The sequence below is a fragment of the Plantactinospora sp. CNZ321 genome, from assembly GCF_004217235.1.
In genome coordinates this window covers 6,650,273-6,664,175 of the sequence record NZ_SHKQ01000001.1, presented here as the reverse complement: position 1 = coordinate 6,664,175, position 13,903 = coordinate 6,650,273, and the positions used below count along the sequence as shown (strand labels likewise).

Below are 13,903 nucleotides of genomic sequence, written 5' to 3'. Positions count from 1 at the left end.
GCGTGGCGGTCGAGGCATCCGGAGCGTCGGTGGCCGGGTCGGCGTCGGTCCCGGTCGTGTTGGTGGCGCACGGCAGTGGCGATCCCCGGGCCGCCCGTGCCACCGGGGCGTTGGCCCGGGCGGTGGCGGCGGCCCGGCCCGGGCTGCTGGTCCGGGCCAGCTATCTCGACCACGGTCCGCCCCGGCCCGGCGCGGTACTGGCCGAGCTGGAGGCGGCCGGGCACCGGCGGGCCGTACTGGTGCCGTTGCTGCTGACCGCCGCGTACCACGGCCGGGTGGACATCCCCGCCGCGGTCGGGGCGGCCCGGGAGGCGGGGCTGCGGATGCCGGTGCGCACCGCCGAGGTACTCGGCCCGACGGCGCCGGGACTCGGCCCGACGGCGCCGGGACTCGGCCCGACGGCGCCGGGACTCGGCCCGACGGCGCCGGGAGTGGTCGACCCACGGCTGCTCACCGCGCTGCTGCGCCGGCTCGCCGAGGCGGTCGGTCCGGCGCGGCGGGGCGGCGCCGTGGAAGCGCTCAGGGACGCCGGGGTGGACGGCCTGGTGCTGGCTGCCGCCGGTACCCGGGACGCCGCCGCCCGGGGCACCGTCGTGCAGGTGGCCGAGGCGCTCGGCCGCGTGACGGGCCTGCCGGCCCGGGTCGGCTACGCCTCCGCGGCCCCGCCGACGGCCGGTACGGCGGTCGGCGCGCTGCGGGAGGCCGGTGCCCGGCGGGTGGCGGTGGCGACGTACTTCCTGGCGCCGGGTCGGCTCTGCGAGGCGGCCCTGGCGTCGGCCGGGGAGGCCGGCGCGGTGGCCCTGGCCGCCCCGTTGGGCGACGTGCCCGAGCTGGTCCAACTGGTACTCGGGCGGCTGGATGCCGCACTGGCCGTCGACCCTGGGTAGCTGCGGTAGCTCCGACGAAACCGTTACGGACAGTGGTAACAATTCCTAACGGACCGTAGTCGTCACCGATCGGTACTCCGTACGTCAGTGCCACCGGTCCGGGGTGACGCGCCTCGGTCGCCGGTAACCGTGTTCGGAATTGCGACCGGCGGATAGGAATCGTCTTCGGGTTCGGTGAGGGTGACTCGATCACCGGAATGTCGTCGATCGACTATCCGTCGTCACGACAACAGCGGAACGCATTCCGGCAACAACAGAACGTATTACGGCCGAACAGCAGAACGCCCCGGGGTGGGAACCCCAGGGCGTCCGATGCGTGGTGCGGTCGGTCAGGCAGAGTGAGCGCGCAGGACCCGGAGGCCGCCACGGCGCTTGACGGCGCGCCGCTCTTCTTCGCTCATTCCACCCCAGACTCCGGCGTCCTGACCGGACTCGAGGGCCCACTGCAGGCACTCGTCGGTCACGGAGCAACGCCGGCAGACGGCCTTGGCCTGCTCGACCTGCAGGACGGCCGGACCGGACGTTCCGATCGGAAAGAACAGCTCCGGGTCTTCGTCGCGGCAGGCAGCATGGTGGCGCCAGTCCATGGCGGCAACACTCCTCAATCTGGGTGGGCGGCAGTGCTTCGTGCTTGGTGGATCTTTTCCTATATGCGTCCGCAGTGCTGATCACGACGGGGTGCAGGCCCGTCGATTCGGCAACGCGAGAGCAGGCTTTGTGTTAGTGGGACCTGCGGGGCAGCGGTCGTTGGTCGAACGCGCCCGCGCAATCTCCCGGTAGCTCAAGTTCGCTTGTGAATACTTTCACGAACTCCCACGATGTCAAGGGTAGCGCCCCGAAAAACTCTGGGCAGGTGAGACAGGTCACGGCTCATTTGTCCGGATTTCCGTCCTCGGACGACCCCCGGTGCGCCACAGCCGAGAATCAATATAGTACAGTCCGCCCCACATTGCTGGCATTTCCGGCACCGCCCTCCTCGCTGGTTCCAGAGGTTCGCTACCGGTCGCAGTACCCCAGGGTCAGCAGATTACTCGCAGTGCGGCCGAGACGGAGGTGAATCGGACTTTGCTTCGTTCGCCGAGGTAGTCACCGTCCAGCTGGAACGCCTGGGGCTGCTCCGCGACCAGGGTGAACTCCTCCAGGTCGTGCAGTCGCAGGATCTGCCGACCACGCGGGTCCGGCCGCCGGGACAGGCTCTGCGTCACCATCCGGGTGGTGCTCGGCACCCGCAGTCGGCGCAGCGCCAACACGTCCAGGCCCAGGTCGAACGAGGCGTCCGGGTTCGGGTTGACCTCGCGGTCCCCAACGTACGTCCAGGGGGCGGTGTTCTGGATGATCACCGTGGCGAGCTCACCCTGGGTGACCTCGCCCGGCCGCTCCAGCCGGATCGCCGGGTGCCGCCGCTCCGCCCCGACCAGGTACTGGCCGACGATCGAGCGCAGGTACAGGCTCGGGGTGGAGACCCGGCCCCGTCGGCGGGCCCGCTCCACCCGGTGGATCACCGCCGCGTCCATGCCCAGCCCGGCACAGAAGGTGAAGTAGCGGTCGTCGGCGAGACCGAGACCGATGGTGCGGACCCGCCCCACCCGCAGCGCCTCCAGGATCATGCTGGTCGCCTCCGGCCACTCCCGGGGCAGCCCCAGCGCCCGGGCGAAGACGTTGGTCGACCCACCCGGTACGGCCGCGAGCGCGGGCAGGTCCTCGGCCGGCAGCCGGTCGTCGGTGGTGTGCGTGAGCCCGCCGGTCATCAGGCCGTTGACCACCTCGTTGACGGTGCCGTCGCCACCGAGCGTCACGACCAGGTCGACGCCCTGCCGGACGGCCTTTCTGGCCAGCGCGACCGCGTGTCCGCGCCGCCGGGTGTACTCGACGGTGAGGTCCACCTCGCTGCGGAGTGCGCGGACGAGAACGTCCCGACCCCGGCCCGTCGTGGTGGTGGCCTTGGGATTGACCACCAGGATGGCCCGCATGGCCGGCACTGTACCGCGAGCGGCCCGGGTATCGTGGCGGCCGTGACAAGCGACCCCGAACCGGCGCCCGGTGCACTGCGCTGGGCGGTGTGGCTGCTGCGCGCCGAGGGGATCGGGCTGGCCCTGTTGACGCTCTTCCTGGTCTACGAGTTGTTCACCGCTACCGCGGCCGACCTGCTCTCCGCGCTCCTGGTCACCCTCTTCGCGGCCGGCGGTGCGGTGGTGCTCTGGGCGCTCGGTACCGGTCTCGACCGGCGACGCCCGGCCGCCAGGGCTCCGGCGATCGTGCTGCAGCTCATGCTCCTGCCGATCGGCTACTTCATGATCATGGGCGGGCTGGCCTGGCTGGGCGGGCCACTGATCGCGCTGGGTCTGCTGGTCGTCGGCCTGCTGATCAGCACGGGCACGAACCGGGCGCTCGGGTTCGACACCGAACGGGCCTGACCGGGGCATCCGACAGGTCGAGGCCGGACCGGCCGGCCGGCACCCGCGAGCGATGCGCCGACGCGCCGATGCCCGTCACTGCGCGGGCGATGCGCCGATGCCCGTCAGGTGGTCGGCGGTGGGACAGGTGGTCGGCGGAGGTCGGCGGTGGATCAGGTGGTCCGCGGAGGGGTGGCGCCCCGGGGCTCAGACCGCGGCGGCGCGGCGGGTCAACAGCGTGATGGTGGCCCGGTCGCCGGTCACGGTCGCCGTGGCCGAGGTGGTTAGCGCGGTCAGCACCTTCCAGGCGAAGGACGACTCCGCTGGCAGCCGCGCCCCGCGGGCGGTGGGCACCGCGACCTCGACGGTGAGCGCGTCCTCGGTGACCGAGAACCGACAGTCCAGCTCCGCGTCGCGGGTCGTGACGGCCAGCAGCATGGCGCAGGCCTCGTCGACGGCGATGCGCAGATCCTCGATCTCGTCGAGGGCGAAGTGCAGGCGGGCGGCAAGGCCCGCGGTCGCGGTCCGCAGTACGCCGAGGAAGCCACCGTCGGCGGGCACGGTGAGCAGTACGACGTCGTCGCCGGTCGTCGGCGGTGTGCTCAGCGAAGTCACCAGGCCAGTCCCCCCGTCTCGGACTCTACCGGGCCGTCGCGTCGACGTACGTGCCGGCCGGATTGACTGGTCCGGCCGGCACCTCGTCGACGACGTCCCGCCGGACCGGGGGCCGGCGGGCCGGCGGAACTCACGCCTGCTTGGTCTCCCAGAAGATCTTCGCGATCTCGTCGATCTTCTGCAGCAGCTCGTCGGCCTTGGACGCGTCGGTCGTGGCCTTGGTGCCCCCGCCGCCCCCGGCCAGCTTGGTGGCCTCGTTGAACAGCTGGTGCAGTTGCGGGTACTTCTCGAAGTGCGGGGGCTTGAAGTAGTCGGTCCAGAGCACCCACAGGTGGTGCTTGACCAGCTCGGAACGCTGCTCCTTGATGATCAGGGCCCGGGTACGGAACTCGGGGTCGGTGTTCGCCGCGTACTTCTCGTCGATTGCCTTGATCGACTCGGCCTCGATCCGGGCCTGCGCCGGGTCGTAGACACCGCAGGGAAGGTCGCAGTGCGCACTGGCGACAGTGCGTGGTGTAAGGATGCGTGGAAGGCGCATGGGATCCTCCAAGGCACGTCTGTGATGATCCAGGATGACAGTACTCCTGCGGTATGTCCCCGAAGGGTCGGAGGTGAAACTCGGTGCCCACCGGCCCCTCCATTCCCGGTGCGGCGGCTGGCGGCCGATCCGGTGCTCGGCTCTTCGCGGTACTCGTGGTCGGGCCGTCGATGGTGCCGACCCTGCGGCACGGCGACGCGTTGCTGGTCCGGCGCGGCGGCCGGGCGGTCCGCACCGGTGACCTGGTGGTCGGCGTCTTCCGTACCCGGCCGGACCTGTTGGTGGTCAAACGCGCGGTACGCCCCCGCGACGGCGGCTGGGAGTTGCGCGGCGACAACGCGCTGGTGACGGACGACTCCCGGGCGTACGGCGTGGCCGACGTCCTCGGCCGGGTGGTGGCCCGCTACTGGCCCCGCCCGAGGTGGTTCCGCTACCGGTCGGTATGACCCTGCCGGGCAACCGCGTTCCCTGGCGCCACTATGCTCTGTAGTTCATACCCGGGTGACCCCCGCACCGCTGCCGGCGCTCGCCGATCTCGCGTCCAACCGGCCGCCTCTCGAATGAACCTTTTTCAACCTGAACCGCGCGGCGCTCACACACCGCGTCCGACCTTGCGCTCCGACGGACCGCAAGGGGAGGTTGAAAAAGGTTCAATGGAATGCATCGTCGCGATCCTTGGAGTCACCATGTCATCCGCCGCCGTGGACCCGTCCGATCCCGCCTTCGAACTGCACCGGGGCGGCAAGCTGGCGGTCGCCTCGACCGTCTCGCTGGCCACGCGGGAGGACCTCTCCCTCGCGTACACCCCGGGGGTGGCCCGGGTCTGCGAGGCGATCGCCGCCGACCCCGCCCTGGCGGACGACTACACCTGGGTCTCGCACACCGTCGCGGTGGTCACCGACGGGTCGGCCGTGCTGGGGCTGGGCAACATCGGCCCGCGCGCGGCGATGCCGGTGATGGAGGGCAAGGCGGTGCTCTTCAAGCAGTTCGGTGGGGTGGACGCCGTGCCGGTCTGCCTGGACACCCAGGACGTCGACGAGATCGTCGCGGTGGTGACCGCGCTGGCTCCGTCGTTCGGCGGCATCAACCTGGAGGACATCAGTGCCCCCCGGTGCTTCGAGATCGAGCGCCGGCTGGACGAGGCGCTGCCGATCCCCGTCTTCCACGACGACCAGCACGGCACCGCCGTCGTGGTGCTCGCCGCGCTGCGCAACGCCGCGACGCTGCTGAACCGCAAGCTCGGCGACCTCCGGGTGGTGGTCAGCGGTGCCGGTGCGGCCGGCGTCGCGGTGACCAGGATGCTGACGGTCGGCGGGGTGAACCCGGCCGAGATGGTGGTCTGCGACTCCCGGGGCGTTCTGCACGCGGGCCGACCGGACCTGACCCCGGCAAAGGCCGAGCTGGCCGAGCTGACCAACGCCGCCGGCCGGGTCGGCGGGATCACCGAGGCGCTCCGCGACGCGGACGTGCTGATCGGGGTCTCCGGTGGGCAGATTCCCGAGGACGCGGTGGCCGGGATGGCGCCCGGCGGTGCCGTCTTCGCGCTGGCCAACCCGACGCCCGAGGTGCATCCCGAGGTGGCCGCCCGATACGCGGCGGTGGTGGCGACCGGCCGCAGCGACTACCCGAACCAGATCAACAACGTGCTCGCCTTCCCGGGCATCTTCCGGGGCGCGCTGGCGGCCCGGGCGACCAGGGTCACCGAGGGCATGAAGGTGGCGGCAGCGGATGCGATCGCGGCGGTCGCGGTCGAGGCGGCGTGGTCGGAGGGGGAACCGCGGAGCGGCTCCGAGCCGGGGCAGCTGCGGGTCGACGCCATCGTGCCGTCGCCGCTCGACCCCCGGGTCGCGCCGGCGGTCGCCGAGGCGGTCGCCGAGGCGGCCCGCCGCGACGGCGTCGCCCACGCCTGACGGTCGGGCCGCGTTCGGATGGCCCGGCCGCGTTCGGATGGTCGGGCCGCGTTCGAATGGTCGGGCCGCGTTCGGACGGCGGAGGCGCACGTCTGACGGGTGGGGCGGCCGTTCTCGGTCGGGTGTAACGTGTCGATCATGCGTGCCGTCTACGCCTCGATGTTCGACGCCGACGATCCGCTCGCCGCGTTGGTCGTGGGGGATCGTCCCGAGCCGGCCCATCCGGAGCCGGAGTGGGTGACGGTGGAGCTGAGGGCGAGCTCGCTCAATCACCACGACATCTGGTCGCTACGCGGGGTCGGGCTGGCGGCCGACCGGCTGCCGATGATCCTCGGTTGCGATGCCGCGGGCGTCGACCCGGACGGCAACGAGGTCGTGGTGTACCCGGTGATCCCGGATCCGGCCGATCCCCGTGGGCTGTCGCTGCTCTCCGAACGGCATCCTGGAACGCTCGCCGAGCGGGTCGCGGTGCCCCGCGCCAACCTGGTGCCCAAGCCGTCCGGGCTCTCCTTCGCCGACGCAGCCTGCCTGCCGACGGCCTGGCTCACCGCGTACCGGATGCTCACCACCCGGGGACGGGTGGAGGCCGGGGAGTCGGTGCTGGTGCAGGGGGCCGGCGGCGGCGTGGCGACCGCCGCCGTGATGCTCGCGGTGGCGCTCGGCAAGCGGGTGTACGCGACCAGCCGGCACCCGGGCAAGCGGGAGCGGATCGCCGCGCTGGGCGCGACCGCGTTGGAGCCGGGAGCCCGGCTGCCGGAGCGGGTGGACGTGGTGATCGAGACGGTCGGCGCCGCTACCTTCGACCACTCGATGAAGTCGGCCGCCCCAGGCGCCCGGATCGTCGTATCCGGCGCGACCGCCGGGTACGAGCCGGCGGTCAACCTCCGCCGGGTCTTCGCGATGCAGTTGGAGATCCTCGGCTCGACCATGGGTACGCCGGCCGAGTTGGCCGATCTGCTCGGTCTGCTGGTACGACGGGGGATCCGGCCGGTGATCGACAGCACCTATCCCCTTTCGGAGGCCCGTACGGCCTTCGCCCGTCTGCTCTCCGGGGACGTGTTCGGCAAGGTGGTGCTGGACCACGCCGCGTAGGCGAGGCACTCCTCCCGGCCGGCCCTGACCTGCCGTTCCCGGGCCGAGCTGGTGTGATCACGATCCGAACACGCGCGGTGACGCGATTTGAAAATCCGGACGTTTCGCCCCTAATCAAAAGGGACGGCCGGGCAGGATAAGTACCGCGCAATGCACCGGAAAGTCGGACTAAAGCCCGACTTCAGGAAAAATAAAGGTTGGATTCCCGTCCATTCCTTCGTGTCTCCGTCGCCTTGGGGTCGGCGGGTACAGTCGTCCCGTTCCGCCCCTCTGATCGTGGACGATATGTACGGCGAAGGAGTCGGATCTTGATGAGTTTCTCTGTGGCGGGCAAGCACAATCGACAAAGACCGCCATCCCGGCGTGATCTCGGGCGCGCCTGGCGTACGCCCCGATCCCTGCTGGTGGGCTCGGCGACGCTGGGGATCATTCTCGCCGGGATCGGCGTCGCCGTCGCGAGCAGTGGCGACGGGTCGATGACCATTACCCGGAACGGGACTGTGCTGGACGGCCGCAAGATCGATGGTTACGTGCACATCAAGGCGGACGACGTAACGATCAGAAACAGCACGATCAAGTACGGTGGGGCGCACGCCGTACGGATTTTCGAGGGCTTCTCCGGGGCGCTGGTCGAGAACACCAGGATTCAGTGCACCCGACCCGAGACGAATGGTCTCGTCTTCGGCAACTATACGGCCCGCAAGGTGCGCGTGTCCGGCTGCAAGAACGGTTTCATGCACTCGCCGGAGGCGCCCGCGACGATCGTCATGTCCACCTGGAACGGGAAGCCGGTGGCCGCCGGTGACCTGCCCTCGGAGAACCGGTCGGAGCCGACCTCCGAGCCCACGACCCCGGCGCCCGAGGACTCCCCGGAGGGGACGGATGCGGCCGCCGCGACCGTGACCAGGACGGAAGCCAGTCGGGCTCCCGCCGCCCTCCCCGGCCCCGACAACACCGGCGTGCCGGCCGGCACCACCCTCCGGGCCTCGGGTTCGATCAAGGTCACCCAGGATGGCCAGGTGCTCAGCGGGCTGAACATCACCGGCTGCGTGACCGTCACCGCCAAGAACGTCGTACTTCGCAAATCCCGTATCACCTGCGACGGGATCTACTCGATTCGCACGATCAACGCCGTGAACCTGGTGGTGGAGGACGTCGAGATCAACGGCATGGGAAAGAACTCCGCGGCGGTCTGCTGTGGTGAATACACCCTGCGCCGGGTCGACATCAGCAACGTCATAGACGGGCCCCGACTCGGCAGTGAGGTGGTCGTGGAGGATTCCTGGATCCACCACCTGACCCGGGGACCGGGATCGCACAACGACACGCTCCAGACCACCGGCGCCTCGAATATCGTGATCCGGCGCAACACGCTGGAGGCGTACAACCCGGTGACCAGGGATCCGTTCAACGCCTGTCTCATGATCGGGTCGACCACCGGGCCGATCGTCTCGAATCTGGTCTTCGAGGGAAACTACTGCAACGGCGGAAACTATTCCATCGGCGTGCGCGCCGACCTCAATGCCGCCAACATCAGACTGACCGGCAATGTCTTTGGGCGAAACCACAGATATGGCGTGATAGCCCGACCTGACCAGCGTGGTATCAGCTGGGACCGGGCGACCAACCTCTACGCGGACAACCGGAGACCGGTGGTGGGTTGACCATCCCTCACGGGCGCGGCCGGTCGGGCCAGGACCGGCCGCGCCCGGCCGTCCGGGGTCCGGGAGGCCGGCACGTCGGGCGGGTGTTATCGGAGTTGACGGGCGTCCTTCAGTCAGAGTTGGTTGTCGAGCGAGGCCAGCCCGCCCCGGGTCGCCTGGGCCGGCAGCCGCCGCAGCGCCCGGTCGTCGCCGTACAGGGTCCAGCGGAGGAACTCGACGGTCGTGTCGGTGATCAGGTCGAGCGCCCGCTCGCCGCTGCCGAGCAGCCCACCGACATGATCCCCGTCCGGCAGCGTCAGCATCGCCTTGGGCCAGGGGACCCGGTCGTATGCCGCCTTGCCGGCCCGGTACGACACCACGTCGTCGCGCTGCCCGTGCACGAAGAGCTGCGGCGCGGCCGCACCGCTGAACTCGGTGCCGACGCCGAGAGCGGTGCCGGCGAGCACGATTCCGGCGTCGAGCCGGGCGTCCCGCCCAGCCGTGAAGAGCCCGATGGTGGTGACGCCGCCCGCCGAGTGCCCGGCCGCGGCCACCCGGTCGACGGCGATGCGGCCGCGCAGCGGATCGCCGGCCACGCCGTCCAGCGCCAGCACCCGGGTCAGCACGTACGACGCGTCGGCCGGCTGGTTGATCACGTCGAGCACCTGCACGTCAGACGCGCCCCGACTGGTGTGCGGATAGGTCGGCGCCACCACCACGAAGCCCACCGCCGCCCAGCGCACCAGCAGCGCCCGGTAGTCCGCCGGCCGGCCGGTCAGGCCGTGGCTGAACACCACCACCGGAAAGCGTCCGTCGGCGACCTCGGCTCCCCGGTCCACCCCGCCGCCCGGGCTCCCCTGCGCCGGATACCAGACGGTGACTGGCAGCCTGCGGTCGCCGCCACGGTTGTAGGTCAGCTCCCGCACGCCGACCGCGAATCGCCGGCTCGGTGCGACGCCGGCCGGGGGCTGGCCGGCCGGGGGCTGGCCGGCCGGGGTGGTGACGACCGGAGTCGGGCTCTCGGTCGGCGCGGGCCGGTCGGCGACCGAGCGACCGGATCCGGCGGAGCAGCCCGCCAGGATCGCGACCAGCGCCGCCGTCACCGTCGCGGCGAACATGGCACGGGCGGGAGGGGAACGTCGGGGCATGAGACAGATTCTGCCCCGCCCACCGGCCGGTCGGGCCAACCGATTCCCGGCCAGGCGTACCCGCCGGCCTCCCGGTCGGGAAGGCTCGATCGGGAAGGCTCGGTCGGAAGGTTCGGTCGGAAGGCTCGGTCGGGAAGGCTCAGCGGGCGTGCCTCGGTCGGGAGGCTCCACCGGAAAGGCTCAGCCGAGAGGTCTCAGCCGAGAGGTCTCGGTCGAGAGGTCTCGGTCGAGACGGTCGGCGAAGACGGTGACCTCGGAGCTGGCGCTGGTCGGGAGGTGGCGCCGGGCCTGGGTGTCGCCGTAGAGCGTCCAGCGCAGGAACTCCGTCGTCACGGCCAGGGTCTGGGCGAAGCCGCGCCGGCCCGGGACAAGATACTCGCCGTGACCCCCGCCGCGTACCGTGAGGAACGCCTTCGGCCACGGCACCCGGCGGAAGGCGTCCCGACCGCGGCTCACCGGCACCACCCGGTCGGCGTCGCCGTGCACGAAGAGCAGCGGCGCCGCCGGCCCGCCGAAGGCGGTCCCGGGCATGCCGGCGCCGCCGATCACGATTCCGCCACGCAGCCGCGCCGAATGCCCCGGCGCGAACAGGCCGGCGGTGGTGTAGCCGCCGGCCGAATGGCCGACCGCGCCGATCCGGGTCACCGCGAGACGCCCGGCGAACCGGTCACCGGAGGCCCGGTCCAGCCGGGTGAGGTACCGGATCACCCGCCGGGCGTCACCCGGCTGGCGGCGGATGTCCCCCCGGTCGAACCGGCGTGCCGCGCGCTTCGTGTGCGGGTAGGCCGGGGCGGCGACCACGAAACCGGCGGCGGCCCACCGGGTGGTCAGCGGGGCGTGCAGCTCGGGCAGGCTGTGCAGGCCGTGGCTGAACAACACGATCGGAAACCGGCCAGCCGCGACCGGGGCGTCCCGGCGGGGCGCGGCCGGCCCGGCACCGGAACTGCGCGGGCTGTCGTCCCGGGCCGGATACCAGACGGTGACCCGGAGCGGGCGGGCGGTGCCGCGACCGAGGTCGAACGTGCGCACGCCGACCGCGTACGTTCGGTCCGGGGCGAAACCGGGCGGTGCCGCGGGAGCCGGAGCGGCCACCACCCACCCGCTGGCAACGAGCGCGATCGGCAGCAGCAGGACGAAGAGCCCCGAGACCCTGAAGTGCACGCGCACAGCCTCGACGCTAAACGGCGGAACGCCGTACGAGGCCAACTTTCCGGTCCTCGTGCGGCGCCCACCCGGACGGTTCGTCCCACCGCCCGCCCCCGATCTGCCGTCGCGCGACGATCCGCGGCGCGTCGGCTCAGCGCGTCGCCGGCCCCATCCCGACGGGCACGCCCTGCGGCAGCCCACCCGACGGGACCTCGTCGGGGGAGAGCCGGGGCAACCAGCCCAGCCACGGGGGCAGGTACCAGTTCCGCTCCCCGAGCAGCACCATCACCGAGGGCAGCAGTACCGCCCGGACGATGGTGGCGTCGATCAGCACCGCGACGGCCAGGCCGAAGCCGAGTTCCTTCATCGACACCAACGTCCCGGTGGTGAAGAGGGCGAAGACCGCGACCATCACCATGGCGGCGCTGGTGATCACCCCGGCGGTGCCCCGGATGCCCCGGGAGACCGCCAGCTTGCTCGGCCAGCCCCGGTCGTGCCCCTCCCGGATCCGGCTGAGCACGAAGACGTGGTAGTCCATGGACAAGCCGAACAGGATCACGAAGAGGAACAGCGGCACCCAGTTGGTGATCGCGCCGACCGACTCGAAGCCGAGCAGCGCCTCCCCCCAGCCGTGCTGGAAGACCAGCACCAGCAGCCCGTACGCGGCGGCCACCGAGAGCAGGTTGAGCACGATCGCGGTCACCGCCACCACCAGCGACCGGAACGACACCAGCATCAGCAGGAACGCCAGCCCCAAGACGAACCCGAACACCAGCGGCACGCTGCGGCCCATCGCCGCGTTGAAGTCGACCGAGTCGGCGGCCCGGCCGGTCACCAGTACCTCGGCTCCGTCCACGCCCTGCACGGTGCGTGGGACGACCTGTTCACGCAGGGTGCGTACCGCCGCTTCGGAGGCGGCGTCGACGCCGGAGCCGGCCAGCCCCACCCGGACCAGCGCGACCGTCCGGTCCGGGTTGACCTCGACGCTGACCGGCTCGTGCAGCACCCCGGTGGCCAGGGCCCGGGTCTTCAGTTCGTCGATCGCGGCGGTCAGCGCCGGGGTGGTCACGTCGTCCGCCTTGATCGCCACCACCGCCGGCTCGGCGCCGCCGGGGAAGGCGGCGTTGACCCGGAGGAAAGCGCTCAGTGCCGGCGCCGGGTTCTTCAGCACCGTGATGTTCTCCTCGGCGGTCCGCATCCCGAGCAGTGGCACGGCCAGGGCCAGCAGGGTGACGGCGGCAAGTACGGCGGAGATCCCGGGCCGGCGCAGCACCACGTTCATGGTGGTGCGCCAGAACCGGCCGCTCGACTGCCGGCGGTAGAGCCCGGGTACCCGGCCCAGGTCGACCCGGTCGCCGAGCTTGCTCAGCACCGCCGGCAGTACCGTGAGCGATCCGACGGCGGCGGTGGCGACCACCAGGATCGTCCCGGTGGCCAGGCTGATGAAGGTGGTGTCCTGGGTCAGGAACATTCCGGACATCGCAATGATCACGGTCAGTGCCGAGATCAGCACCGACCGTCCCGAGGTGGCGGCGGCGATCGCCAGCGCCTGCTCGGCACTGGCGCCCCGGGCCCGCTCGTCCCGCTCCCGCCGCAGGTAGAACAGGCAGTAGTCCACCCCGACCGCGAGCCCCATCAGCAGCATCAGGTGCATGGTGGTGTCGACCGCCGGTGCGAACCGGCTGGCCGCGGCGAGCAGCCCGAGCGAGGCCAGGAACGCGGTCAGGGCCAGCCCCATCGGCAGCACGGCGGCGAGCAGCGCCCCGAACGCCACCAGCAGGATGCCCAGGGTCACCGGGATGGAGAGCATCGACAGCCGGTGCATGTCGGCGTCCAGGGTCCGGCCGATCGCCTCGCCGATGCTGGCCCCACCGGTCTGCGCCACGTACAACCCGGGATGGTCGCGTTGCACGGCGGCGACCGCTTCGCGTACCGGCCCGACCCGGTCGGCGGCGCCGTCGGCCGGCCCGGTCAGGTCGAAGGTGACGAGTACGGCGTGCCGGTCGGCGGAGACCGCGTCCGACCGTACGTCGAGGACCTGGTTGGTGCCTTCGACGGCAGCGACCGTGTCGGCGACCGCGGCCCGGAAGGCGGGATCCTCCGCGACCAGACTGTCGCTTTCGATCAATACCATCTCGGCGGCCCGGTCGGGGAAGCCGGCGGCGGCGATGATCTCGTCCGCCCGGCGGGAGTCGCCGTGCCCGTACTCGCTGTCCTTCGCCTCGACCGTGCCGACGACGGCGCTGAGCGCGGTCGCCGCGATCACGAACAGCAGCCATGCGAGGACGGCGAAGCCCCGGTGCCGGGTGCTCCAGCCGGCGATTCTCGCGGCCAGGTTTCCCTTGCGGGAACTCGCCGGAGCTGCGGCGGTGCCGGTGGCCGGCGGTGGCAGAGTGGTCGACGTGGTCATGCCCTGACGCTATGAGCCGGACCGGTCGGGTTCGATCCGGCGAGCACCCAGGTCAGGGGTAGGGCGGCCACGCCGGGCGAGGTAGGGCAGGCCCGACCGTGCCCCGGTTCGCTATCGTGCT

At 71.5% G+C, this 13,903-nt stretch carries 13 protein-coding genes; 6 read left to right on the top strand and 7 right to left on the bottom strand.

Annotated features, from left to right (window positions below):
* Positions 1-2 precede the first annotated feature (2 nt).
* Positions 3-887, top strand: a complete 885-nt coding sequence (locus EV371_RS28845; protein WP_486484984.1) for a sirohydrochlorin chelatase — start codon at positions 3-5, stop codon at positions 885-887.
* Between the two features lie 329 nt (positions 888-1,216).
* Here the strand turns inward: EV371_RS28845 and EV371_RS28840 are convergent, their stop codons facing one another.
* Positions 1,217-1,474 (bottom strand): WhiB family transcriptional regulator, encoded by a 258-nt coding sequence (locus EV371_RS28840; protein WP_130464821.1) that lies wholly within the window; start codon positions 1,472-1,474, stop codon positions 1,217-1,219.
* A gap of 432 nt (positions 1,475-1,906) precedes the next feature.
* Positions 1,907-2,857 (bottom strand): diacylglycerol kinase family protein, encoded by a 951-nt coding sequence (locus tag EV371_RS28835; protein WP_130464820.1) that lies wholly within the window; start codon positions 2,855-2,857, stop codon positions 1,907-1,909.
* 42 nt (positions 2,858-2,899) lie between these two features.
* On the opposite strand from EV371_RS28835, the gene EV371_RS28830 reads away from it, so the two are divergent.
* The gene (locus tag EV371_RS28830; protein WP_130464819.1) at positions 2,900-3,301 is read left to right on the top strand and encodes a hypothetical protein; all 402 of its coding nucleotides are present in this window, start codon (positions 2,900-2,902) and stop codon (positions 3,299-3,301) included.
* Positions 3,302-3,487: 186 nt separating this feature from the next.
* Here the strand turns inward: EV371_RS28830 and EV371_RS28825 are convergent, their stop codons facing one another.
* Positions 3,488-3,895 carry an ATP-binding protein gene (locus EV371_RS28825; RefSeq protein ID WP_130464818.1) on the bottom strand — a complete coding sequence of 136 codons (408 nt, stop codon included), beginning with the start codon at positions 3,893-3,895 and terminating at the stop codon, positions 3,488-3,490.
* A 130-nt stretch (positions 3,896-4,025) separates the two neighbouring features.
* Positions 4,026-4,433 carry a superoxide dismutase, Ni gene (gene sodN / locus EV371_RS28820; protein WP_130464817.1) on the bottom strand — a complete coding sequence of 136 codons (408 nt, stop codon included), beginning with the start codon at positions 4,431-4,433 and terminating at the stop codon, positions 4,026-4,028.
* An 83-nt stretch (positions 4,434-4,516) separates the two neighbouring features.
* Between sodN and EV371_RS28815 the strand changes: the two genes are divergently transcribed.
* The 4 genes from EV371_RS28815 to EV371_RS28800 all read left to right on the top strand — a co-directional run bounded on the left by EV371_RS28815 (position 4,517) and on the right by EV371_RS28800 (position 9,099).
* Complete coding sequence (locus EV371_RS28815) at positions 4,517-4,879, top strand: S24/S26 family peptidase (RefSeq protein ID WP_486484826.1); 363 nt, start codon at positions 4,517-4,519, stop codon at positions 4,877-4,879.
* A 240-nt stretch (positions 4,880-5,119) separates the two neighbouring features.
* Positions 5,120-6,343, top strand: a complete 1,224-nt coding sequence (locus EV371_RS28810; protein WP_130464816.1) for a malic enzyme-like NAD(P)-binding protein — start codon at positions 5,120-5,122, stop codon at positions 6,341-6,343.
* Positions 6,344-6,472: 129 nt separating this feature from the next.
* Positions 6,473-7,435: a zinc-binding dehydrogenase gene (locus EV371_RS28805; protein ID WP_207230636.1), complete on the top strand. Its 963-nt coding sequence runs from the start codon at positions 6,473-6,475 to the stop codon at positions 7,433-7,435.
* Between the two features lie 233 nt (positions 7,436-7,668).
* Positions 7,669-9,099 (top strand): hypothetical protein, encoded by a 1,431-nt coding sequence (locus EV371_RS28800; protein ID WP_130464814.1) that lies wholly within the window; start codon positions 7,669-7,671, stop codon positions 9,097-9,099.
* 113 nt (positions 9,100-9,212) lie between these two features.
* Here the strand turns inward: EV371_RS28800 and EV371_RS28795 are convergent, their stop codons facing one another.
* The 3 genes from EV371_RS28795 to EV371_RS28785 form a co-directional block, all read right to left on the bottom strand.
* Entirely contained in the window at positions 9,213-10,226 is a 1,014-nt protein-coding gene (locus EV371_RS28795; protein WP_349339247.1) for an alpha/beta hydrolase family protein, read from the bottom strand.
* A gap of 180 nt (positions 10,227-10,406) precedes the next feature.
* Positions 10,407-11,393 (bottom strand): alpha/beta hydrolase family protein, encoded by a 987-nt coding sequence (locus tag EV371_RS28790; RefSeq protein WP_349339248.1) that lies wholly within the window; start codon positions 11,391-11,393, stop codon positions 10,407-10,409.
* A gap of 130 nt (positions 11,394-11,523) precedes the next feature.
* Positions 11,524-13,782, bottom strand: a complete 2,259-nt coding sequence (locus EV371_RS28785) for an MMPL family transporter (protein ID WP_130464812.1) — start codon at positions 13,780-13,782, stop codon at positions 11,524-11,526.
* Positions 13,783-13,903 lie beyond the last annotated feature (121 nt).